24 protein-coding genes and 1 pseudogene are annotated in these 22,817 nt (G+C 60.0%); 11 read left to right on the top strand and 14 right to left on the bottom strand.

Going from position 1 to position 22,817, the window contains the following annotated elements; translation table 11 throughout:
- Positions 1 to 244 precede the first annotated feature (244 nt).
- Both AC1DKH_RS28260 and AC1DKH_RS28265 read left to right on the top strand, forming a co-directional pair.
- The gene (locus tag AC1DKH_RS28260; RefSeq protein WP_477799988.1) at positions 245 to 607 is read left to right on the top strand and encodes a DUF6124 family protein; all 363 of its coding nucleotides are present in this window, start codon (positions 245 to 247) and stop codon (positions 605 to 607) included.
- A gap of 1 nt (position 608) precedes the next feature.
- Complete coding sequence (locus AC1DKH_RS28265; protein WP_150727517.1) at positions 609 to 857, top strand: hypothetical protein; 249 nt, start codon at positions 609 to 611, stop codon at positions 855 to 857.
- A gap of 54 nt (positions 858 to 911) precedes the next feature.
- Here AC1DKH_RS28265 and AC1DKH_RS28270 read toward each other — a convergent pair whose 3' ends face one another.
- Positions 912 to 1,820: a YeeE/YedE thiosulfate transporter family protein gene (locus AC1DKH_RS28270; RefSeq protein WP_477799989.1), complete on the bottom strand. Its 909-nt coding sequence runs from the start codon at positions 1,818 to 1,820 to the stop codon at positions 912 to 914.
- 142 nt (positions 1,821 to 1,962) lie between these two features.
- On the opposite strand from AC1DKH_RS28270, the gene AC1DKH_RS28275 reads away from it, so the two are divergent.
- On the top strand, positions 1,963 to 3,369 hold the full coding sequence (locus AC1DKH_RS28275; protein WP_477799990.1) for a DUF2252 domain-containing protein: 1,407 nt from the start codon (positions 1,963 to 1,965) through the stop codon (positions 3,367 to 3,369).
- Between the two features lie 154 nt (positions 3,370 to 3,523).
- Here AC1DKH_RS28275 and AC1DKH_RS28280 read toward each other — a convergent pair whose 3' ends face one another.
- From AC1DKH_RS28280 to pmrG, 3 genes are all read right to left on the bottom strand, one after another.
- The gene (locus tag AC1DKH_RS28280) at positions 3,524 to 4,576 is read right to left on the bottom strand and encodes a metallophosphoesterase (protein WP_477756786.1); all 1,053 of its coding nucleotides are present in this window, start codon (positions 4,574 to 4,576) and stop codon (positions 3,524 to 3,526) included.
- Between the two features lie 288 nt (positions 4,577 to 4,864).
- Positions 4,865 to 5,698, bottom strand: a complete 834-nt coding sequence (locus AC1DKH_RS28285; RefSeq protein ID WP_477799991.1) for a phosphatase PAP2 family protein — start codon at positions 5,696 to 5,698, stop codon at positions 4,865 to 4,867.
- A gap of 34 nt (positions 5,699 to 5,732) precedes the next feature.
- Positions 5,733 to 6,404: a lipopolysaccharide core heptose(II)-phosphate phosphatase PmrG gene (pmrG, locus tag AC1DKH_RS28290; RefSeq protein WP_477760550.1), complete on the bottom strand. Its 672-nt coding sequence runs from the start codon at positions 6,402 to 6,404 to the stop codon at positions 5,733 to 5,735.
- Positions 6,405 to 6,798: 394 nt separating this feature from the next.
- Here pmrG and AC1DKH_RS28295 point away from each other — a divergent pair.
- Positions 6,799 to 7,725 (top strand): annotated as a pseudogene (locus AC1DKH_RS28295) (methyl-accepting chemotaxis protein); the annotation flags it as partial.
- Entirely contained in the window at positions 7,720 to 8,583 is an 864-nt protein-coding gene (locus tag AC1DKH_RS28300; protein ID WP_477800004.1) for a methyl-accepting chemotaxis protein, read from the top strand. The pseudogene AC1DKH_RS28295 and the gene AC1DKH_RS28300, both read left to right, overlap by 6 nt.
- Before the next feature lie 73 nt (positions 8,584 to 8,656).
- Here the strand turns inward: AC1DKH_RS28300 and AC1DKH_RS28305 are convergent, their stop codons facing one another.
- The 7 genes from AC1DKH_RS28305 to mdaB all read right to left on the bottom strand — a co-directional run bounded on the left by AC1DKH_RS28305 (position 8,657) and on the right by mdaB (position 15,299).
- Positions 8,657 to 8,962, bottom strand: coding sequence for a helix-turn-helix domain-containing protein (locus AC1DKH_RS28305; RefSeq protein WP_218429176.1), 306 nt, complete (start codon positions 8,960 to 8,962; stop codon positions 8,657 to 8,659).
- On the bottom strand, positions 8,955 to 9,320 hold the full coding sequence (locus AC1DKH_RS28310; RefSeq protein WP_477799992.1) for a type II toxin-antitoxin system RelE/ParE family toxin: 366 nt from the start codon (positions 9,318 to 9,320) through the stop codon (positions 8,955 to 8,957). The genes AC1DKH_RS28305 and AC1DKH_RS28310 overlap by 8 nt, the downstream gene beginning before the upstream one ends.
- Positions 9,321 to 9,488: 168 nt before the next feature.
- Positions 9,489 to 10,946: an N-acyl-D-amino-acid deacylase family protein gene (locus AC1DKH_RS28315; RefSeq protein ID WP_477799993.1), complete on the bottom strand. Its 1,458-nt coding sequence runs from the start codon at positions 10,944 to 10,946 to the stop codon at positions 9,489 to 9,491.
- 65 nt (positions 10,947 to 11,011) lie between these two features.
- On the bottom strand, positions 11,012 to 12,457 hold the full coding sequence (locus AC1DKH_RS28320) for a SulP family inorganic anion transporter (RefSeq protein WP_477799994.1): 1,446 nt from the start codon (positions 12,455 to 12,457) through the stop codon (positions 11,012 to 11,014).
- 210 nt (positions 12,458 to 12,667) lie between these two features.
- Positions 12,668 to 13,561: an NAD-dependent epimerase/dehydratase family protein gene (locus AC1DKH_RS28325; RefSeq protein ID WP_477799995.1), complete on the bottom strand. Its 894-nt coding sequence runs from the start codon at positions 13,559 to 13,561 to the stop codon at positions 12,668 to 12,670.
- A gap of 103 nt (positions 13,562 to 13,664) precedes the next feature.
- The gene (locus AC1DKH_RS28330) at positions 13,665 to 14,576 is read right to left on the bottom strand and encodes a LysR family transcriptional regulator (protein WP_150812857.1); all 912 of its coding nucleotides are present in this window, start codon (positions 14,574 to 14,576) and stop codon (positions 13,665 to 13,667) included.
- A gap of 132 nt (positions 14,577 to 14,708) precedes the next feature.
- On the bottom strand, positions 14,709 to 15,299 hold the full coding sequence (gene mdaB, locus AC1DKH_RS28335) for an NADPH:quinone oxidoreductase MdaB (RefSeq protein ID WP_477799996.1): 591 nt from the start codon (positions 15,297 to 15,299) through the stop codon (positions 14,709 to 14,711).
- Positions 15,300 to 15,461: 162 nt separating this feature from the next.
- On the opposite strand from mdaB, the gene AC1DKH_RS28340 reads away from it, so the two are divergent.
- Complete coding sequence (locus AC1DKH_RS28340; protein ID WP_477799997.1) at positions 15,462 to 15,776, top strand: putative quinol monooxygenase; 315 nt, start codon at positions 15,462 to 15,464, stop codon at positions 15,774 to 15,776.
- On the opposite strand, the gene AC1DKH_RS28345 is transcribed toward AC1DKH_RS28340, so the two are convergent.
- Positions 15,766 to 16,530 carry a sulfite exporter TauE/SafE family protein gene (locus AC1DKH_RS28345; protein WP_477799998.1) on the bottom strand — a complete coding sequence of 255 codons (765 nt, stop codon included), beginning with the start codon at positions 16,528 to 16,530 and terminating at the stop codon, positions 15,766 to 15,768. The genes AC1DKH_RS28340 and AC1DKH_RS28345 overlap by 11 nt on opposite strands.
- Positions 16,531 to 16,755: 225 nt before the next feature.
- On the opposite strand from AC1DKH_RS28345, the gene AC1DKH_RS28350 reads away from it, so the two are divergent.
- The 4 genes from AC1DKH_RS28350 (at position 16,756) to AC1DKH_RS28365 (ending at position 19,133) form a co-directional block, all read left to right on the top strand.
- Entirely contained in the window at positions 16,756 to 17,640 is an 885-nt protein-coding gene (locus AC1DKH_RS28350; protein ID WP_477799999.1) for a LysR substrate-binding domain-containing protein, read from the top strand.
- Positions 17,641 to 17,682: 42 nt separating this feature from the next.
- A complete protein-coding gene (locus AC1DKH_RS28355; protein ID WP_477756020.1) occupies positions 17,683 to 18,261 on the top strand; it encodes an NAD(P)H-dependent oxidoreductase in 579 nt (192 codons plus the stop codon).
- Between the two features lie 49 nt (positions 18,262 to 18,310).
- Positions 18,311 to 18,682: a MerR family transcriptional regulator gene (locus AC1DKH_RS28360; RefSeq protein WP_477756019.1), complete on the top strand. Its 372-nt coding sequence runs from the start codon at positions 18,311 to 18,313 to the stop codon at positions 18,680 to 18,682.
- 106 nt (positions 18,683 to 18,788) lie between these two features.
- Positions 18,789 to 19,133: a cupin domain-containing protein gene (locus AC1DKH_RS28365; protein WP_007988984.1), complete on the top strand. Its 345-nt coding sequence runs from the start codon at positions 18,789 to 18,791 to the stop codon at positions 19,131 to 19,133.
- Between the two features lie 161 nt (positions 19,134 to 19,294).
- Here the strand turns inward: AC1DKH_RS28365 and mmsB are convergent, their stop codons facing one another.
- Both mmsB and AC1DKH_RS28375 read right to left on the bottom strand, forming a co-directional pair.
- Positions 19,295 to 20,182, bottom strand: coding sequence for a 3-hydroxyisobutyrate dehydrogenase (mmsB, locus tag AC1DKH_RS28370; RefSeq protein WP_477800000.1), 888 nt, complete (start codon positions 20,180 to 20,182; stop codon positions 19,295 to 19,297).
- Positions 20,183 to 20,192: 10 nt separating this feature from the next.
- A complete protein-coding gene (locus tag AC1DKH_RS28375) occupies positions 20,193 to 21,719 on the bottom strand; it encodes a CoA-acylating methylmalonate-semialdehyde dehydrogenase (RefSeq protein ID WP_477756017.1) in 1,527 nt (508 codons plus the stop codon).
- 150 nt (positions 21,720 to 21,869) lie between these two features.
- Between AC1DKH_RS28375 and AC1DKH_RS28380 the strand changes: the two genes are divergently transcribed.
- Positions 21,870 to 22,817 carry a LysR family transcriptional regulator gene (locus tag AC1DKH_RS28380; protein WP_477756016.1) on the top strand — a complete coding sequence of 316 codons (948 nt, stop codon included), beginning with the start codon at positions 21,870 to 21,872 and terminating at the stop codon, positions 22,815 to 22,817.

A 22,817-nucleotide genomic window follows, 5' to 3' on the forward strand; every position in this document is an offset into this window, starting at 1 on the left:
TTGGTTGAATCGGGTGCTGAATCTGGCTTGGTTTGATCGCCTGGGATTGCCGCGTCTCTCCTGACCTCAATCTCTCGAACCGCCCGGTGCGGACCCGCATGCCGGGTGGTGTGGCAGGGGAACGGCAAGGCCGTCCCCTATGCCGATTTACACTTCCGGTCTGTCAACCCGCGTATAGCTGCCACCCAATCCTGTTTGACAGCAGGGGATGGCAGCTTCTCTAAACAGTGTGAGGAATGCCATCTTGAAAAAGAACAGCCCCAATCCCCCGGAATCACCAGCCGATTCATCTGAAGATCCAATCGACTTGTCCAACCTCTCCAAAACCACCGAACCCGCCATCAGCGCCCGCCTCCGCAACCCCAATCACCTCGACCCCATCAGCCACGTCTTCACGATCCGCCCCGACATCGACACACCGTCCCTGCTCACCCACGCCAGCGAAACCCTGGCCTCGCTCAACGTCATGAGCACCGACCTTGCCTGTGAACTTGAAAGCTCGCGTCGCAACATCGCCCTGGCGATCCAGCAGTTGGCCGTGCTGGCGCAATTGCTGGTGAACCGGGCACTGGACAACATCGCGCCTCTCGACGAAGTGGAGGCCTGAAATGGATCGATACATGCCGATGACCGGCATCGACTGCACCATCGCATCGCTGCTGATCGACACCGAGGCACCGCTGGATGTGCTGCACGAAACAGCCGCCTATCGCATTCGAACCGCGACGCAATTGCTGGAGAGCTTCGCGGCTGACGAGGGTGTTTACAGCGAACTGGCGCGGGTGCTGGTCACGTCCCTGCGCGATGGTTGCGATTTGCTGGATGTGGTTGGGCGGCGATTGCAGATGCAGGTTTGATCCTTGAAAAATGGACGGTCTCATTGAGGTCGTCCAACTCCAGAGCCGCGATCTTCAAGCACGCAGCCGCCTCACCCCAACCCCCACCAATATCCCCAACACAATCGACACCAACGGCACCGCTCCCGCCCAGGTCAGCGTCGGAAACACCAACAAAATCTGCGAGTCATTGCCGCCCAGCATCATCGATGCACCGGTCCCCATCAACACGCCCGCGAGCAAATGCCTGCCCGCTGTCATCACTGCAAACCGCTGATAGTTGAAGGTGCGGCGATGCAAGGTGTAACAGAGCATGCCCAGCATCAGCATGGCGAACACCGCCACACGCGGGCTGGTCAATGATGTGTCACCCGAGACCCAGAACAATTGCGAGAGATCGTAGAAAAACACGCTAGGCGTCCACAGCGGTTCAAAGGTGTAGAGGGCGCTGGTCAACGCCCCCAGGAGCAGGCTCGACAGCACCAGGTGTCTGTCGCCGTGAATCCGGATCAGGAACAGCAAAATCAGCAGCACGATGCCAATGACCAGCCAGTAATGACGGCTGGTGATCATCGGCATTTGCAGCGCCCGGTGTTCGGGCAGCATGTTCAGGTGATGCCACAGTACGATGCCCAGCACCCAGCCGAGGATGGTGAAAACCTTGTTGAGATTGCCGCTGGCAAGCTTGGTGAGGGTGCCGACACTGCATCCGTCGTTGAGCACCGACGCGAGGCCGAACAGCAACCCGCCACCGACCAGTGACAGATAGCCGACCTCAGGGATGAACAGCGGCTGACTGACGCCAGACAAGGCATAGAGCGGTGCGAGCAACAGACCGAACAAGCCACAACTGACCAGCGACACGAACAGGGTCGGCCGCCGCTTGAGCAGCAGCCCGATGGCATTGACCAGGCACATGCCCATGCGCTGCGAGACCCAGCCGATGAGGAACGCCAGCAGCAGTGAAACCGGCAATGAAAACACGGGCCTCCCTGTTTCCAGGTGGTGGCATCAAGTCGATGCCTGACAGACAGATTAGTCGCTGCGCAAACACTTCGGATGAACCCGCAAAGCCCTTCTACACTCAATCCGCAATCGCCCTGTAACCCCTGTCGAATAGGCTTCCATGACCACCCTCACCGACCGTTTGAAGCAAGGCAAGGATGCGCGCAAGAAGTGCTCCCGCAGTTCGCAAGCAGCCTTGGGCAATGTCGATCGCGACCCCATACCGCTGATCAAGGCGTCGAGTGAAGGACGCATCAAATCGCTGGTGGAGTTGCGCTACGGACGCATGCTGGTGTCACCTTTCACCTTCTATCGCGGCAATGCGCTGCTGCAGGCCCACGACCTGGCGGGAACCTCGAACATGGGGCTGGTTTCACCGATTTGCGGTGATAGCCACCTGATGAATTTCGGCGGTTTCGCAACGCCTGAACGCAACCTGCTGTTCAGCGTCAACGACTTCGATGAGGCCCACTCCGGGCCGTGGGAGTGGGACTTGAAACGCCTGGTGGCGAGTTTCCTGGTGGCGGCTCGCGATCTGCGTCATGGGGAAACGGTTGAAGAAATGGTCTGCCATCAGGTCGTGGGCGCCTATCAGAAAACCATGCTCGAATGCGCCGAACAAAGTTCGCTGGAAACCTGGTACGAATCCATCAGCTATGACGACCTGCTCGCGCAGGCCAACAAAAGCACGCTGGAACATGTGCAACGCGCCATCGAAAAAGCCGAGCGTCGCACCCATGCCGAACTGCTGCCAAAAATCAGCGAGCGCGACGCCCATGGTCGTCTGATCATTCGCGATGACCTGCCGGAAATTTTCCACCTGCACAAAAACACCACGCTGCTGGATGCCGATGATGACTGGTTGCGTCTCTCGGACTGGCGCCCGCTCTACGACACCTTCATGCGCGACTATCGCGGCACCCTGCAAGCGGACCGCCGTGATCTGGTGTCGCGCTTTCACGTTCAGGACATGGCATTCAAAGTGGTGGGCGTGGGCAGTGTCGGCACCCGTTGCCTGGTGGCGCTGCTGACCGACGATCAGGAGTTCCCGCTGTTCCTGCAATTCAAGGAGGCGCGACGCTCGGTGCTCGCCGGCTACGTGAAAGCCAAGTCACGGGTGCGGCATGAAGGGCAGCGGGTCGTCGACGGGCAGCGGTTGATGCAATCGGCCAGCGACCTGTTCCTCGGCTGGACCACCGGCCCCAGCGGGCGGCATTTCTATGTGCGGCAATTGCGCGACATGAAAATCTCCGCCGAACTCGAGACCTTCGATGGCGACGCATTCGCAGCCTATGGTCGGCTCTGCGGCCGGGCCCTGGCTCGCGCCCATGCCAAGTCTTCCGGGCACGCGGCGGTGATCAGCGGCTACATCGGCAAGAGCGACGCACTGGCCGACGCGCTCTATAAATATGCCCAGGGCTATACCGAGCACAACGAGCGTGATTTCGAGCGATTCCAGCAAGCCTGCCGCAAGGGCCGCTTGCGGGCCCGGTCGGAAGCCGACTTTGCCGCGGATCATTTGCCGTAGCGGTGTCGCAAGCTCCGGTACGGGGCTTTGAGCGAGATGAATTTTTCTTCACCCCACCACCCCGCGCCAGCCTGTACATTTCGCTCGCTCATTCAAGAAACTACGGTTTGCCCGCTCTCCCGCGGGCTTTTTTTTGCCTGCGGGTTTGCGCCCATCACTGTGCCACCTGCGCGACGCTCCCTTGCGATGGCTCGGGTAGCAAACAGCCTTTGGCCATCCACTGGCAGTCTCTGACCCAGCGAAAGCCGGATTCCAGATCGCCGCGGTCGTTGTAATACCCCAGCCTGAGTTGAGTGGCGCTCAGATCGAGTTTGGCAAAACCAGCCCGCGAGTCAGTAAAGGTGCTATCCGGTGTTGGCGTTTGCAAGGCAGACAGCCTCTTGCCACCGGCCCCGGAAATCACCCAAGCGGGTTCGCCTGCACGCAACAGCAATTGCTGGTTGTGATCATGACCCGACAAAAGCAGATCGACGTGGTTGCGTTGCAACACTGGCAAGAGCCATGTGAGCAGATTCGACTCCTCGTCATGCTTGCCTTGATTGCGCACCGGGTGATGGGACGCGGCTATTCGCCATACCGGTGCCGGTCCGGGTGCCTGGTACGCCTGATCGATCAAGTCGATTTGCTGCTGCAAACTCTCACGTGGCGCCGAGGTGTCGAGGAACACCATCCGCACCAATGGCCGCCCGTCAACGTCACCGAAATCCTTGACGTAGAAATTCGCCGGCATCTGCCAACGGCCCGATCCCTTGTGCTGTTGGCCGTACTCGATCTCGTATTTTTGCGACACCGGGTAATCGTGGTTGCCCAGCACCGCGTAGAACGGCACATGGCTGAGCCAATGGCCCCAATAGACACGCTCGAATCGGGTTTCCCAGTGGAGATCGTGGGTGCTGGTCAATGGCTTGCCGTAGAAGTTGTCGCCGAGGAAAACCACCATGTCCAGGCGCCCCTCCCTGGACGCAACCCGCTCCATGGCTTGCCCCACCCGCCACTGTTGCAAGTCACCGCTACCCTGATCGCCCACCGCGATCATCGACGCCGATGCAGGGTCCAGACCATTCAACGGAACGTACGGCGATGGCGGCGTAAACAGCCAGTAACCACCGACCGCCAGTAGAAGAGCGAAGGCAATACCAGAGCCAAGCGCGATCCTTCGGAGCACCAAACGTTTTGCAGAAATCGAGGTGGAATTTGTGCGTTTCAATCAGGAACTCACTGGGCTTGGAAAGCCAGACAGGGTGGCGAAATGAAGGTCGACCTTCACCCTCAATAGATCACAGCAGTTGTTCACGATTTGTTAAGAAATCGTTCCGTTTACTTTTTTCCAGCCTGTTTTTTTCGGCCTTCCTTTTCCGGTAGCCAGAAGTCATGTCGCGCCCTGTCCCATCGTTGATCGCAGTCGCACACAATCCCTGAGCTCACTGGAGGTTTCCTCGGGCAAGAAAAAACCCGCCGCCCTTTCGGGTTGCGGGTTTCGCCGTTCAAAGCGGACTCAATTCACTGGTTCAGTCTGAGTCGCCGGTACCGGTTTTTGCGCTTTGGAGAGCACCGGCTGTTCCAGCCTCGCTCGCCCGTAAAACGCCAGCGCCGTCAGCAAACACGCCAGCCACACAAAGATCCCGGCCCAGAGGGTGTGGGACATGTAGTGCCAGCCTTGCAGCACCCGCGTTGTACCGTAGATGAAACCGAGGGTCAGCGAGCCGTACATGATTGCCTTGGAATAGCGCCAGCGATAACGGCGAGCCACGAAGTACAACGCCAGCATGGTGAACCCGCCCGATGCGTGTCCGCCCGGCCAGCAACGACCGTCACCAGCGACTTTCAGCAGGTCGAAATTCTCATACCACTCAACGTGCTCCTTTTTGCCGCCGTACTGGGTCGTCTCGATCGGGCAATACACGCTGGTGTGGCCCTTGAGGTAGTGAATGACCCCGGTGCTGATGGAAAACGCGAACACCACGTAGAGAAAATCGCGACGGTGCCGGGTGGCAAAGCGCAGCACCGGTGCGACTTTGATTTTCTCCAGGAAAGCGATGATTTTCGAGTGCTTTTCAGCCTTCAGGCGCGGCCAGAGAAACGACAGCAAGGCACCGATAATCGCAATTTCGCCGGTCCAGTTGGGAATGATCCGCGCCCATTTATGGGTGATTTTTTCGAACAGATGGACATGGTCCAACGGGTACGTCTGCGTTACCGGATCAAAAAAGTAATTGTTGAAGGCGATGTCGATGCCGGTCATGTCGAACATCAGAAACACCGCGACCGCGCAGGCCAGCGGAATACCGAAATTCACCCAGTAAAAGCGGTAGCGAGAAGCGGTCAGCATTGTGAGTCCTGATTAAAAAAGAGAAGGAAAAAACTCAATGAGTGCTCACCGAGCTCCAGTCGGAAGCGTCGATGAAGCCAAGCAAGCGCGGAGTCTGCGGGGTTTCGGCGGAAATAAACAGTGAAGCGCCATAACCCAGGGTCGAAGTCGGTAACTTGAGGTCTTTTTCCAGTTGCTCCATGCACTCGCTGTGGGTCACCAGAATCAGGTTACGCCCAGCCACTTTATGCCCAAGCGTGTCGCGCAGCATGGTGCCCTTGCAACTGATCAGCCAGTTTTCACCCGTGCCAACCTTGTTGAACATGAAGTTGGCGGTCTGCGCTGTACGCAATATCGGGCTGTTGTAGATATCGGCCTTGTCCAGGCCCAGGTGCTTGAACTGTGCCCCGAGGCTCTCGGCAACACTGCGAGAGCGCTCGGTAATGCCATCGTTGCCGATCAGGCAAGGCGCCGAGGAGTGATCGCAGCGCTCGACGTGACGCACCAGCACGATCATGTCGCCCTTGGCCCATCCCGTCATCAAAGCCTGTGCACCGGCTAAATTGCCGTGAGCCAGGTCCGGTGCGGTGGCGGGACGTAACAAAAATACGGTCAGCGGGATGACCAGCAGCGCCGAGGCCAACACCACGGCGGCATTGCGATAGCGAGCATAGCGGTTCAGATCGATCGAGCGTTTTTTCCCGAAAAGACTCAGTCTCAATTCCACATCAAGCCGCCTCACCGGCACGCAACACCTCATTAGATCCCGAAAGGCTAAAGAAACGTGCGTTGCCGGCGGGTGAAAGACATGTGAAAAAAAGCTTAAAGCATTGCAAAAACCTTGTTACAGAATCCGCCGCACAAAAACCTTTCAGCTCCCGGGATTGCTGCCGATACATCCTGCTTACACAGCTTGGCGGCCCCCAAAAAAAACAATCTTCCAGCCAACCGACGATTGAGAAGCACTAAGTTCCTGGAGGAATGTGATGAATAGCTGGTTCGGCAACATCAGCGTGAACCTGAAACTGGGCCTGGGATTTGGCCTGGTCCTGGCACTGACCTGCATCCTCGCTCTGACCGGCTGGACCAGCCTGGGCGGGTTGATCGACCGCAGTAACTGGATGAGCGACATCACCCAGCTCAACGCCGGCCTGACCAAGCTGCGCGTGGTTCGCCTGCAATACATGCTGACCAACGGCGACGAAACCGCCGCACAGAGCGTACAGACCACCCTCGACGCCTTCTCGGCCCAGCAGCAAGCCCTGCTGGCGAAGTTCAAGAGCCCGGAAAACCTCAAGCTGCTGCGAGAGCAAGGCGCCGTCATCGATGCCTACAAGACGTCCCTGGGCAAGATGCGCAACGCCTATCGCGCCGGCAACAGCGCCCGCGACGCCATGAGTGCCAACGCCGAAACCGCCAACACGCTGATCAATGACATCAATACCCGCGTGCAGCAAATGCCATTGAGCGACCAGCGCTTCGAACAGTTCCAGGCCATCACTGCGGCCAAGGAAGCGTTCCTGCTGGCCCGTTACGAAGTGCGTGGCTACACCGCCAGTACCGATGCCGAGACAGAGCAAAAAGCCGTCGGCCAACTGGACGCCGCCATTGCCAGCCTGAAACCGCTGAATGCGCATTTCGCCGATTCGCAGCAAGACGCCCTGCGTCAGCTGGAAACGGCGCTTGGCAACTATAGCGGTGCCTTGCAGGCCTACAAGGCCGCCAGCAATGACGCGGTGCAAGCGCGCAAGGAAATGACCGACCAGGGTGCCACCATCGTGGCCCAGAGCGATCAGCTGTATCAGACTCAGCTCGATCGCCGTGACGCCGAAAGCGCCCAGGCGCGCACCCTGCAACTGATCAGCACATTACTGGCGTTGCTGGTGGGCATCATTGCCGCCGTGGTCATCACTCGCCAGATTACCCGTCCACTGCGCGAAACCCTGGCGGTGGTCGATCGCATCGCCAGCGGTGACCTGTCCCAGAACGTGGTGGTCAGCCGTCGCGATGAACTCGGCGTGTTGCAGCAAGGCATTGCGCGCATGGGCGTGACCCTGCGCGACTTGATCAGCGGCATCCGCGACGGCGTGACCCAGATCGCCAGCGCCGCCGAAGAGCTGTCGGCTGTGACCGAACAGACCAGTGCCGGGGTCAACAGCCAGAAAGTCGAGACCGATCAGGTGGCCACCGCCATGCACGAGATGACCGCCACGGTGCAGGAAGTCGCGCGCAACGCCGAAGAAGCCTCGCAAGCCGCTGCGGCGGCGGATGGCGAAGCCCGTGAAGGTGACAAAGTGGTCAACGAAGCCATCGCCCAGATCGAGCGTCTGGCCAGCGAAGTGGTGCGTTCCACCGAGGCCATGAGCGTGCTGCAACGGGAAAGTGACAAGATCGGCAGCGTCATGGACGTGATCAAGGCCGTGGCCGAACAGACCAACCTGCTGGCGCTCAACGCCGCCATCGAAGCGGCCCGTGCCGGTGAAGCCGGTCGTGGTTTTGCCGTGGTGGCCGACGAGGTCCGCGGCCTGGCCCAGCGCACGCAAAAATCCACCGAGGAAATCGAAGGCCTGGTGGCCGGCTTGCAGAACGGCACGCAACAAGTGTCGGCGGTGATGAACAACAGCCGCGTCCTCACCGACAGCAGCGTGGCCCTGACCCGCAAGGCCGGCGAGTCGCTGGAGAACATCACCCGCACGGTGTCCAGCATCCAGTCGATGAACCAGCAGATCGCCGCCGCTGCCGAACAGCAAAGCGCCGTGGCCGAAGAGATCAGCCGCAGCATCATCAACGTGCGCGACGTGTCCGAACAGACTGCTGCTGCGAGTGATGAAACGGCAGCGTCGAGTGTTGAACTGGCGCGGCTGGGGAATCAGTTGCAGATGATGGTGAGTCACTTCAGGGTCTAGGCCGAACACGTCAGCGCGTTGCCAGGAAGCCCTTTGAATAAAGGGCTTCTCTCATTCCAGGCAGTCGAGCTGCCTATTTGGCGAAGTTTTCGATTTTTACCTGGCCTTCAGGAAAGGTGGCGATGATTTCCAACTCGCCACCCATCGCGCGGATGTAGTTGCGCAAGGTGCTGATGTACATGTCTGTGCGCCGTTCCATTTTCGAGATCGCCGCCTGGTTGATGTGCAGGGCCTTGGCCAATGTTTCCTGGCTCAGTTCCTGGGCTTTTCGAAGCTCATGCAGAGGCATTTCTTTCAAGTGTTGTCGGAGCAACTGCTCTGCATCGGCACGTGACTCAGGCGACATGCGTGCTTGAAGCTCAGCGAATTTTTTAGCCATCGTTGCGGCCCTCTTTACCCAGTGTTTCCAAATGTTCGTCATACAGCTTTTCGGCCACGGGGACATGAACTTCATACCAGCGATCCTGACCGGTCTTATCGCCACCGATCAGCAATAACGCACATCGACGCGGATCAAATGCATACAACACGCGATAAGGGCGACCACCATGCCGTATCCGCAGCTCTCGGAGATTGCCATGTCGCGAACCCTTGATGTCGCTGCTGTGGGGAAATCCGAGACCCGGTCCGAAGAGCTCCAGCAAGTCGACACTCGCCGATACTGAAGCCTGCTCCTTTTCATTCAGATTGCCCCACCAATCGCCAAATTCATCCGTGTATTCAACGTCCCATTTCATACAAATATGCCACCTGCGGAATATAACCTCAAGGGAATAACTGTATGAGTTTCAGCGACCCTTCGACTAGCCTTGAGCCTCCACACAATTGTTAATGATGATTGCTGGTGGAACCTGGATGTCGTCGAGTTCTAGAGGGCGCGCGAGTGCTGGCGCAGTCCTCGAAACTCACTGAAACCCCGTACGCAAATCCCCTTCCCGTGCCAGGAACCGCCCTTCCCTGCGCCCGTTGGCCTGACCATCGCGGTAGCTCAACACACCGTTGACCCATACGCCCTCGATACCTTGTGCCGCCTGCTGCGGATCGTTGAAATCGGCGACATCGCGGATGGTTGCCGGATCGAACAACACCAGGTCGGCCCAATGGCCTTCGCGGATTTCGCCGCGTTCCTTCAAACCGAAGCGAGCCGCCGACAGCCCGGTCATTTTGTGCACGGCGGTGTGCAACGGGAACAATCCGACGTCACGGCTGAAATGTCCGAGCACCCGGGGGAATGCGCCCCACAAGCGTGGGTGCGGAAACGGGTCTTCCGGCAAGCCGTCGGAGCCGACCATCGACAGCGGATGCGCGAGGATTCTGCGCACATCCGCCTCATCCATTCCGTAGTACACCGCACCGGCCGGTTGCAGTTGGCGAGCGGCATCCAGCAACGGCACATTCCATTCGGCGGCGATGTCCATCAGGTCGCGGCCGCCCATTTCCGGGTGCGGGGTCGACCAGGTGATGGTGATACGGTGGGCATCGGTAACTTGCTTGAGGTCCAGGGTCGATGAGCTCGCCGCATATGGATAGCAATCGCAACCGACCGGATGGGTTTTCGCTGCCTGTTCGAGGGACGCCAGCAGCTGCGGACTACGCCCCCAGTTACCGGCGCCGGCACATTTCAGGTGGGAAATGATCACCGGGCTTTGCGCATGACGACCGATCCGGAACGCCTCGTCCATGGCCTCCAGCACCGGTTCGAACTCGCTGCGCAAATGGGTGGTGTAGACCGCCCCGAACGCAGTCAACTCTTCAGTCAGCTGCATCACTTCCTCGGTGGACGCCGAGAAGGCGCTGGCATAGGCAAGGCCGGTGGACAGGCCCAAGGCGCCAGCCTCAAGGCTTTCGCGCAGTTGCTCGCGCATCGCGCTGATTTCATCTGCCGTGGCGGTGCGGAACAGGTCGTCCAGATGATTGCTGCGCAACGCCGTATGGCCGACCAGCGCGGCAACGTTCAGCGTGGTGTTCGCCGCTTCGACCGCCGCGCGGTAATCGTGGAAGGTCGGATAAACGAACGCCGCAGCCGTACCGAGCAGGTTCATCGGGTCCGGCGGATCGCCACGCAAACTCACCGGCGAAGCACTGATCCCGCAGTTGCCGACGATCACCGTGGTCACGCCCTGGCTGAGCTTGGGCAGCATCTGCGGCTGACGAATCACAACGGTGTCGTCATGGGTGTGCACGTCGATGAAACCCGGCGCCAGCACATGGCCCTGCGCGTCGATTTCCTCGCTGGCGTGGGCATCGCGCAAGTCGCCAATACGCTCGATGCGCCCGTCGAGAATGGCCACGTCGGCGGGGTAACCGGGGCTGTTGCTGCCATCGATGATCAGGGCGTTGCGAATCAGCGTGTCGTACAGCATGTCAGTCTCCCAGCGGTAACTGATCGTCGCCGCCGCGGTATTCGTCGAGGACGAGTTTATTACGCTCAGTCGTGTTGCATCCTGGCGCGCTTGAGCAATTTCTTGCAACGCTCGGACAAATGCAGCACCCGCAGATGCTTGCCGGCCTTGGCGTAGCGCTCGCGCAAGGTGCCCAGCGCGGCGATGGCCGAGTAGTCGACAAAACTCAGATGCTGGCAATCCAGCGTCACTTGCACCGGGTCATTGGCCGTATCGAACTGATTGAGAAACGGTGTGGTCGAGGCGAAGAACAGCGTGCCATGCACCCGGTACAGCTTAGTGCCGTCGTTCTCCAGGTGGCTGTCGGCATACAGCTGACGGGCCTGCTGCCAGGCAAAGTTCAGCGCCGCAATGATGATGCCGCAGAGCACCGCAATGGCCAGATCGGTGAGAACGGTAATCACCGTCACCGCGATGATCACCAGCACGTCATTCAGCGGCACTTTGTTCAGCACCCGCAACGAGGCCCAGGCGAAGGTCTGTTGCGACACCACGAACATCACCCCGACCAGCGCGGCCAATGGAATGCGCTCGATCAGCGGCGAGAGAAACAGAATGAACAGCAGGATCGACACCCCGGCCACCAACCCGGACAAGCGCCCGCGCCCGCCAGAACTGAGGTTGATCACGGTCTGGCCGATCATCGCGCACCCGCCCATGCCGCCGAACGCACCGGACACCAGATTCGCCGCCCCCAGCGCCACGCACTCGCGATCCGGGTAACCACGGCTCTCGGTGATTTCGTCGGTGAGGTTCAGGGTCAACAGGGTTTCCAGCAACCCGACCAGCGCCATCAGGATCGCATAGGGCGCGATGATCCGCAGGGTGTCCAGATTCCACGCGATGTCCGGCAGCGCCAGCGTCGGCAAGCCACCGGCAATGTGCGCCATGTCGCCCAGGGTGCGGGTCGGCAGGCCAAGCAGATACACCGCCAGGCCCACACCGAGAATCGCCACCAGCGCCGGCGGCACGGTACGGGTCAGGCGCGGCAGCACATAGACAACGGCCATGGTCACCGCGACCAGCCCGAGCATCATGTACAGCGGCGTACCGCTCAACCAGGCCTCACCGTTCTTGAAGTGCTCCAGTTGCGCCAAGGCAATGATGATCGCCAGGCCGTTGACGAAGCCGAGCATCACCGGGTGCGGCACCATGCGCACCAGCTTGCCGAGCTTGAGCAGCCCGAACGCCATCATGATCAGCCCGCCCAGCAACACCGTGGCCAGCAAGTACTGCACGCCGTGCTGCACCACCAGCGCAACGATCACCACGGCCATCGAGCCGGCCGCGCCGGACACCATGCCGGGTCGCCCGCCGAACAGCGCGGTCAGGGTGCAGATGATGAACGCGCCATAGAGCCCCATCAGCGGATTGAGATGCGCCACCAGCGCGAAAGCGATGCATTCGGGCAACAGGGCGAAGGACGTGGTAAGTCCGGCCAGGACATCGGCGCGTAGACGTTTTGCTTTCATGGGGAACCGCACACAGGGAGAGACGAAAAAGAGTGTGCGGATGTTACGGAAATGCAGTCAGACCGACCAGTTGTTGTGCCTCCGCAAACGCCATCGCGAGCAAGCTCGCTCCCACAAGGGATCTGCGTCGAACACAAAATCCGTGCCCTATGGAGATCAAATGTGGGAGCGAGCTTGCTCGCGATAGCTGCAACTCGGTCTAATGCGAACTCAAACCATCTCGCCGCGAATCCACTCAACCACCGACGTGCGCTTCGGCACCCAGCCCAACAATTCCCGAGCCTGCTTGCCGCGCACCCGACTGTTGGAGCCAAGGCCATAGTTGGCCATTTCATAGCCCCACTCGGCTTCCGCGTCCTTGAGCGGCCAGTCCTGCGGTTCGCCCAGGTTCAGCGCCCGGGCCATCGCGGTGGTCATGTCGATGAACGACGCTTCACCGCTTTCAACGAAGTAGAAGGTGCCGGGTACGTTTTCAGTCAGCGCCAGCAGGTACAGGGAAACCACGTCTTCGATGTGCACATTGGACCAGATGTTCCGGCCCGTGCCGACATGGCGTACCACGCCGCTTTTGCGCGCCTGTTTGAGCAGGCGCGGCAACTGCACGCTGTCGCGATGGACGCCCAGGCTGTGACCGTAGATCAGCGTGTTGCAGATCACCGCCGAATTCACCCCATCCATGGCCGCCGCCAGGATCAGATTATCGATGGCCACGCGCGCAGCCTTGTCGACGGTCGGCTCCGGCAGATTGTCTTCGAAGTAGATGACATCACTGGACTTACCGCCCGAAGCATCACCGACGATGCTCGAACCGCTGGTGTGCAGGAACACTTTGCCAGCACCGCGCAGGGCATCGAGCAGGGCTTCCACCGCACCACGATGATCACTGCTGGCCGCGTTGATCACCGCGTCGGCAGCCAGCGCCTGATCGGCCAACAGGGCATGGTCTTCCAGACTGCCCACCACCGGAGAAATGCCCAGTGCACGCAGTTCATCGGCTTGTTCGGCGCTGCGTACCAGACCGGTGACGTTGTGGCCGGCCTGGACCAGGCCCGTGGCGATGGAGCCGCCGATAAAACCGGCAGCACCGGTAACGAATACGTTCATGGAGAAACTCCCTGCGATGATTGGTGATGCAAGGAGTATCAAGGAGCGATCACTGCCGAAAAATGCCACCTGACCCAATTCACTTTTGCGCAGGAATCACGAATCAGCCCTTGAAGTCTGCGCTCGCATAATCCGCCAACTTGCCCTGGATAAAGTCCAGGAAGCATTGAATCCGCAGGGCCAGCTGCGAATTGCGGTAGTACACCGCGTTGATCGGCTGGCGATAGCCGCTGTTGAATTCGGCCAACAACACTTTCAAGCGTCCGGCACGAATATCTTCGATGGTCATGAAATGCGACAGGCTGGCGATGCCCTGGCCGTCCAGTGCGAGATGGCGGATGGTCTCGCCGCTGGAGGCGCTGATCGATGCCTGGATCGGCCAGCGATCGCCATGCACGTAACGCAGCGGCCATTGGTTGAGTCCTTCGTTCTGGGTGAACCCCAGCAGCGTATGGTGGGCCAGGTCAGCCACGGCTTGCGGTGTGCCGTGCTTTTCCAGGTAGGCCGGACTGGCGACGATGTGCAGCGGGCTGCAGCCCAGGGAGCGGGCATGCAATGTCGAGTCGGTCAGGGTGCCGATACGGATGGCGATGTCGGTGCTCTGCTCCAACAGGTCGATGATCAAATCGTTGCTGTTGAGTTCGAGCTGGATGTCCGGGTAAAGCCTGCGGAACTCATCGATGTAGGGCACGATGGCGTGCAGCATGAAAGGCGAAGCCGCGTTGATCCGCAGCCGCCCGGACGGCGTTTGCTGGCGTGAGGACAGGCGCTCTTCGAGCTCGTCCATCTGATCGAGAATCCGCTTGGCGTGCTCGAAGAAGTACTTGCCCTCTTCGGTCAGGTCCATGCGCCGCGTGGTGCGATTGATCAACGTGGTGTCGAGCTTGGCCTCCAGCCGCGACAGCGTGCGACTGACCGCCGAAGGCGTTTGCCCGACCTGCTCGGCCGCCGCAGAAATCGACCCGCATTCAATCACGCAGACGAAAATCTGCAATTCATCGGATCTGGCTTTCACGTGTGTCCTCTTCGCTAATCGGCATGGGAAAAGATCGCAGCCTTCGGCAGCTCCTACAAAGTATTGCGTACACCTGTAGGAGCTGCCGAAGGCTGCGATCTTTTTGCCGGTACGACCGATAGTAGCCGAGCGTTAAGCCTTCAGGCCAAACACCTCAACCAAATGCTGCTCATAACGCGCCACGTCACCTTCGATGTTTGGACGCTTCATCACGTCCACACACAGGAACGTCGGCAAACCGGTCATGCCAAGGAACTCGTTGGCTTTATGGAACGGGAAGTACACCGCGTCCACACCTTTGGACTCGAAGAAATCGGTCGGATCGTCGAAGGCTTGCTGCGGGGCGTTCCAGGTCAGCGACAACATGTATTGCTTGCCGTGAATCAGGCCGCCGCTGCCGTATTTCTGCGAGGCGTCGGAGCGAGTGCGACCGTCGCTGGCATAGAGGCTGCCATGGCCTTCGGTAAAGACCTCGTCGATGTACTTCTTCACGGTCCACGGCGCGCCCATCCACCAGCCGGGCATCTGGTAGATGATCACGTCGGCCCAGAGGAACTTGGCCACTTCTTCGGCGACGTCGTAGCCCTCGTCGATGAAGGTGGTTTTGACATCTACGCCGCCGCGATCCAGCACGCTCAACGCGACTTCATGCAGGGTGGCGTTGTAGCGGCCGTCGGAGTGCGCAAATTTTTTGCCGCCATTGAGCAACAGGACTTTTTTCATGGGAGGTCTCGGGAAAGTCGGGAATCGGATGGCGGCAGAGTACCGATCAGCCTCGCGCGGAATAAGCGCCGATTTGGCAAAACTCATTTGACCTACAGGCACGAATCAACAGGCGATTGTTGCCTTAGACTGACGCCAATTCTGACTTGATGAGAGATGTAGATGAGTGAAATCCAGGGCTTCATTCTGCACGCCAAGACCCGCCCGGAAAAATCCGATGCCTTCGAAGCGTTTTTCAGCGGCTACGTGCAAGCGAGCCGAGCCGAACCCGGTTGCATCGAATACCACATGTTGCGCGACAAACAGGACCCGACCCTGTTCATCTTCTACGAGATCTGGCAATCCCGGGCCCACCTCGACGTGCACTCGAACCTGCCGCACATGAAGCAGTTCCTCGCGCAGCGCGATGAATACCTGGAGCAGGACTTCGAGATCCGCGTCATCGACATGATCAGCCCGTCGTCCGCTAGCCGCTGATCAGCAAATGGCCACCGAGCAAACCCAGGCCAATGAAGAACACACGCTTGAACAGCAGGACGCTGATCCGCTGGCGCAGCGATTGCCCCAGCCACATGCCGAGCATGGCCGGGATCAGCGCCAGCAACGATGCGCTCAACTCGCCCCCGCCGAGCGCGCCACGCCATAACAAGCCACCGGCCAGGGCCAGGGTCGAGACGGTGAACGACAGGCCCAGCGCCTGCACCAGCTCGTCCTTGCTCAAGCCCAGCGCTTGCAGATAAGGCACCGCCGGAATCACGAACACGCCGGTGGCCGAAGTGATGACGCCGGTCAGCACACCACACAATGGACCGAGCCAGCGTTCGCTTTGAGGCCTCACGCGCAAGCTCGGCAGGCACAATCCGCTCAGCGCATACAGCAACAACGCCGCTCCCAACCCTCGCACCACCCAGTGACCACCGCTCATGCCGATCCACAGCGTGCCCGCCCCGGTGCCAATGAAAATCGCCAGCAACATCGGCCACAACCGTTTGACCAGCTCCGACAGATGCCCGCCGAATGCCAGTTGCCAGACGTTGGTCAGGGTCGCCGGAATGATCAGCAGCGCCGCAGCCTGCGTCGGCGCCATAGCCAGGCCGAGCAGGCCCATGGCAACGGTCGGCAGGCCGAGGCCGATCACGCCCTTGATCATGCCGGCCAGCACAAATGTGCCGATAACGAACAGCGAAAGGGCCACCCCGAGATTCTGATAAAACGCCGAGAGTGTATTCATGGGGCTATGGTGAGCCCGCGCGGGTTGATTGAAAATCTGCCATATACTGAGGTTGCCTCTTGCTTTGACAGAGGCTGAGTATTTCGCTGAAGCGACTGGCCTCTTCGCGGGCAAGCCCGCTCCTACAGTGGACCGAGTTCTCGCAGAAGAAATACGATCCCCTGTGGGAGCGAGCCTGCTCGCGATGGCGTCCTCCCAGACAACACACATCCAGAGGTTGCTGTAATGCACTTCGACCTGACCGACCTGCGCCTGTACCTGAACATCCTCGACACCGGCAACATCACCGCCGGCGCCGCACGCAGCCATTTGTCCCTGGCAGCGGCCAGTGCACGCATCCGTGCCATGGAGTCGTCGTTGGGCACCGGGTTTCTCGAACGGGGTCGCCGGGGCGTCACGCCCACAGCCGCAGGCAAAGTCTTGGCGCAACACGCCCGGGTCCTGCTGCAACAGGCCGAACGCCTGCAACAGGAACTGGCCGAATACGCCCAGGGCGTCAAAGGCCAGGTGCGGCTGCTGTGCAACACCACGGCGATCACCGAGTACCTGCCAGAGTTGCTCGCGGATTTCCTGCGTAGCCATCCCAACCTCGACATCGACCTGCAGGAACTGCCCAGCACCCGCATCACCCACGCCTTGCGCCAGGGGGCGGCGGACCTCGGCATCGTTTCCGACGCGGTGGACACCGATGACCTGCAAACCCGACCGTTCCGCGATGATCCGCTGGTGTTGATCATGCCCCGGGAACATCCCCTGGCACTGGCGACCTCAGTGAGCTTCACCGACACGTTGCATCACGACTACGTCGGCCTGAATGCCAGCAGCGCCTTGGCCGTGTACCTGGAAGAGCAGGCGCTTCACGCCGGCCTGCGCATGCAGATTCGCATCCGCGCCGATGGCTTCGATGGCGTGATGCGCATGGTCGCCCGAGGGGCGGGGCTGGCAATCGTACCGCTGGCCGCGGTCGAACGCAGGTCAGGCGGACAGCCCCTCAAAAGCCTCGCCCTGCAAGAACCCTGGGGCCAACGCAAACTGCTGCTCTGTGCCCGGGACTTCGCCGCATTACCCGGCTATGCCAAGGCCCTGCTGCACGCCTTGACTCTCCCCTGAGGGACAGACTTTATCCTTGAGGTTTGATCCTCAAGGACAGCGATGATGGGCAAACGAATACTGGTGATCCTCGGGCATCCGTCCGGCAACAGCTTCTGCGCCGCCCTCGCCGAACGTTACACGCAGTCGGCAGTGCGCGCCGGGCATGAGGTGCGTCAGTTGTTTCTCGGCACAATGAATTTTGACCCGGTGCTGCGTGAAGGCTATCAACAGGTCCAGCCGCTGGAGGCCGACTTGCGTAACGCCCAGGCCGACATCCTGTGGGCCGAACAACTGACGCTGGTTTATCCGATCTGGTGGGGTGGAATTCCGGCCTTGCTCAAGGGCTTTTTCGACCGGGTGTTCTTGCCGGGTTTTGCTTTCAAGTATCGCCAGGGCAAAGCCTTTCCCGACAAACTCCTGCGCGGCCGAACCGCCCACCTGCTGGTGACCATGGACACACCGCCCTGGTACTACCGATGGATCTACCGCATGCCCGGTTTGCATCAGGTCCGCAAAACCACGCTGGAATTCTGTGGCATCAAGCCAACCCGAACCCTCACCTTCGGGCCAATTCTCGGCGCCAGCGCAGACCGGCATGCGGCCTGGTTACGGCAAGCCGAAGCTATCGCCAGCGGGTGAGTCTGTCGATAATGCACCGAGCTTTACCCTCGGAGAAAAGGACCTTCCCATGTACATCGGCCAAGCCGCGCAACGTTCCGGAACCACTGTCAAAGGCATCCGCCACTACGAGTCGATTGGCCTGCTGCCTGCCGCTCGCCGCCAGGGCAAGTACCGCATCTATGACCAGCACAGCGTCGAACTGCTGATTTTCATCAAATGTGCGCAGCAGCTGGGTTTCAGACTCAAGGAATTGCAGTCAATCTTCGCCGGACATCTGGGCCCACAGTTGCCATGGGAACGGGCACATCAGGTCATCGCCAGCAAAAAACAGGAAATCGGCGAACGGATAGCGGCGCTGTCGCAACAGCACTCGCAATTGGTCGAGTTCGAGAACAGCCTCGAACAATCCCGGCTCGACTGTCCACTGAACCGTATTTGAGGGTCGTGCGTTTCTGGACAGCTCAGTGTCGAGCACAGACAACTGATGGTTGGGCAGGCGCTATAGGGTGCGACTTCAGTTCTTGAGCCCACTGCCCGGAGTCATCATGACCGCACCGATTACCGTTCTTCGCGACACCCACCCGTTGCCCGTGCTCGACGCCTGCAAATGGGAAAAGCTCGAAGGTGACCCGCACACCGTCAACCTCAACGCCTACACGAGTGAAGACGGCAGCAAGATCATGGGCACCTGGATCTGCACGCCGGGCAAGTGGTACGTGGAATATGTGAAGTGGGAGTATTGCCATTTCCAGGAAGGCTACTGCGTCATCACTCCGGAAGGCATGGCGCCGATCCACCTGCGCGCCGGTGACATTTTCGTCATCGAGCCAGGCATGAAAGGCACCTGGGAAGTGGTGGAAACCGTGCGCAAATATTTCGTGTTTGCCTGATACAAAAAAACCGGGGGATCACCCGACGTGATCTCCCGGTAAATATCTTTGGGTACATGCAATTTTTGTAGGAGCGAGCTTGCTCGCGAAAAACCTGAGAACAACGCGGGGTGTCAGCCTCCCCGCATTATCGTTAACGACCATCGCGAGCAAGCTCGCTCCTACAACGGTTTGCGATAACCATTGATGATCGCCGAGAAGTCCTGACCACCCTCCCCACGCAAACTCATCGCCTGATACAACTGCTGCGCCACCGCGCCGAGTACCACCGGCTGGTGCGCCTGACGTGCCGCTTCAGTAGCCAGCCCCAGATCCTTGAGCATCAGTTCGGCCCCAAAGCCGCCGGTGTAGCCGCGCGACGCCGGCGCTGTTTCAACGATGCCTGGCCATGGGTTGTACATCTCCGAACTCCAGCAACGTCCGGTGGAACTGTTGATGATGCCCGCCAACACCTTGGTATCGATGCCCAGGGCATCACCCAGCGCCATGGCTTCGCTGACACCGACCATGGAAATCCCCAGCAGCAGGTTGTTGCAGATTTTAGCGATTTGCCCGGTGCCGACCTCACCACAATGGACGATGTTGCGGCCCATCTGCGCCAGTACCGGTTGCAGGGTGGAGAACAGTTCGGGAGTGGCGCCGACCATGAAGGTCAGCGTCCCGGCGGCTGCACCACCGGTGCCGCCAGAGACCGGCGCATCGGCCATGGCCACGCCCTGTTTGGCCGCCGCGACGGCCACGTCCCGCGCGGTCTGTGGATCGATGGTGCTGCAATCCACGGCCGGCACACCTTTGCCGATACCGGCGAGCACGCCGTCTTCGCCCAGCCACACGCTGCGCACATGCACCGCAGCAGGCAGCATGGTGATCACCAGTTCGGCGCCCTCTGCCGCTTCACGGGCCGATGCGCTGATACTGCCGCCCAGCTGTTCCAGTTCCGCCAGCACAGCTTTGTTCAGGTCCACCAGGCGCAGAGCATGGCCGGCCTTGATCAGGTTGCGCGCCATCGGCGCGCCCATGTTGCCCAGACCGATAAAAGCGATTTTCATGTCCGGCTCCTTAACGCAGGTTGATGGTGGTGTTCACACCGTCGTTGACGCTGTCGTCATCGAACCAGCGGCTGGTGACGGTCTTGGTCTGAGTGTAGAACTGCACCACTTGCTTGCCGTACGGGCCGAGGTCGCCGAGCTTGGAACCGCGCGAACCGGTGAAGCTGAAGAATGGGACCGGCACCGGAATCGGGATGTTGATACCGACCTGGCCAACATCGATTTCGTTCTGGAATTTTCGTGCCGCCGCGCCACTCTGGGTGAACAGGCCCGTGCCGTTGCCGAACGGGTTGGCGTTGACCAGGGCGATGGCCTCGTCGAGCGTATTGACTTCCAACACCACCAGCACCGGGCCGAAGATTTCCTGGGTGTAGATCTGCATGTCGGTGGTCACGCCGGAGAACAGGGTCGGGCCGACAAAGTTGCCCTTCTCGTAACCGGGAACCGAGATCTCGCGACCGTCCAGCTCCAGTTTCGCGCCTTCCTTGATGCCGCTTTCGATCAGGTCGAGAATCCGCGCCTTGGCCTTTTTCGAGATCACCGGGCCGACATCGGTGCCCGGCTCGCTGCCGGCATTGACCTTGAGCTTTTGCGCCAGCGCCTTCAGATCCGGCAACCATTGCTTGGCCGCGCCCACCAGCACCACCACCGAGGTGGCCATGCAGCGTTGACCGGCGGCACCGAAGCCGGCACCCACCAGCGCATTCAGCGCTTGTTCGCGATTGGCGTCCGGCAGTACCACGGCGTGGTTCTTGGCGCCCATCATCGATTGCACGCGCTTGCCGTGTTTGCCGGCCAGGTCATAGACATGAGTACCGACGGCGGTTGAACCGACGAAGGAAACTGCCTTGATGTCCTTATGGGTGCAGAGCCCGTCCACCACGTCCTTGCCGCCATGCACGACGTTGAGCACACCGGCCGGAATGCCCGCCTCGATTGCCAGCTCCACCAGCAGCATGGTCGACATCGGGTCCTGTTCGGACGGCTTGAGCACGAAGGTGTTGCCACAGGCGATGGCCATCGGGAACATCCACAGCGGAATCATCGCCGGGAAGTTGAACGGAGTAATGCCTGCGCACACGCCGATCGGTTGGCGCAGGGTGTAGGTATCGACGCCACCGGCGACGTTTTCAGCGAATTCGCCCATTTGCAGGCTGCCGATGGAGCAGGCGTGCTCGACCACTTCCAGCCCACGGAAAATGTCGCCTTCGGCGTCGGCAATGGTCTTGCCCTGCTCGGCACTCAGGACCGCAGCGATGCGCTTGGAGTGTTCGCGAATCAGTGCCTGGAGCTTGAGCATGATGCGCATCCGCGCGCCGATCGGGGTCAGTTTCCAGGTCTGGAAGGCACGATGGGCTGCGCTGATGGCCGCGTCGACTTCTTCGGCGGTGGCAAACGGCACTTTGGCCAGCACTTGCTGGGTCGCCGGGTTGATGATGTCGTGCCATTCGGTGGTCTTGGATTCGACCCACTCGCCGTCGATCAACAGCTTGACCTTCTGCACGGTGGTTTCGTTGGGCGTGAGCGATGCGTTCATGTGGGTCTCCAGATCTTTGTTTTTATCTTGGGAGTCAAGGCGAGAAAGTCGCCTTGAGATGAGGCGTGTGCCGCGAATTGGTTAACGGACTGTTTTTGGAGTATAGATGTGCAAACTTCTAATAAGAACGCACATAAAAACCGGTCCAACATGCAAAAAAACATCACCTCCCTCGGCTCATTGAACTGGGATGACCTCAAGTTTTTCCTTGAAGTCGCCCGCACCCGCAAGGCCAGCACCGCGGCCAAGCGCCTGGCGGTGGACTACACCACGGTGTCGCGACGCATCAGCTCCCTGGAAACCGCGTTGGGCACATTGCTGTTCGAAAAATCCCGGACCAACGGCTTTATCCTGACCGCCGAAGGCCAGCGGTTGATGGGGTATGCCGAGTCGATCGAAAGTACCCTGCACATGGCGTGCGAGCAGGTTTCCGGGTCTGGCGTGGCACTATCGGGTCACGTGCGCATGGGCTGCACCGAAGGCTTCGGCAGCTTTTTCATCACGCCGCAGCTGAGCCACTTCGTCGACACCTATCCGGCCATTTCGGTGGATATCCTGCCGCTGCCGCACTTCATCAGCCTGTCCAAGCGCGAAGCCGACATTGTCATCGCTCTGGAGCGTCCGGAGCATGGCCCGTACGTCTGCTGCAAACTATGCGACTACCGATTGCAGCTGTATGCGACCCAGGATTATCTGGACAACCACCCGCCGATCCGCAAACCAGCCGATTTGGCCAAGCATTCATTTATCAGTTACGTCGACGACCTGGCCTTCAGCTCGGAGCTGTTGTACCTGGCCAACGTATTGCCCGGCGCCAGCGCCAATCTGCGCAGCACCAGCGTGATAGCGCAGTTCGTGGCCGCGCAGCAAGGACGCTCACTGGCGATCCTGCCGTGCTTCCTCGCCACCCAGGACCCGCGCCTGCTGCCGGTGTTGCCGCAGGAAATCAATATCACCCGACAATTCTGGATGTACTGCCGCGAAGACCTGAGGAAGCTCAAGCGGATCACCCTGCTGTGGGATTACATCCGTGAGGTCACCGAGCAGAATCAGGGTCTGCTGATGGGCGAAAGCCGGGAGATGCTGTTTGCCGATTAG

Source organism: Pseudomonas sp. 05L36 (assembly GCF_056398125.1).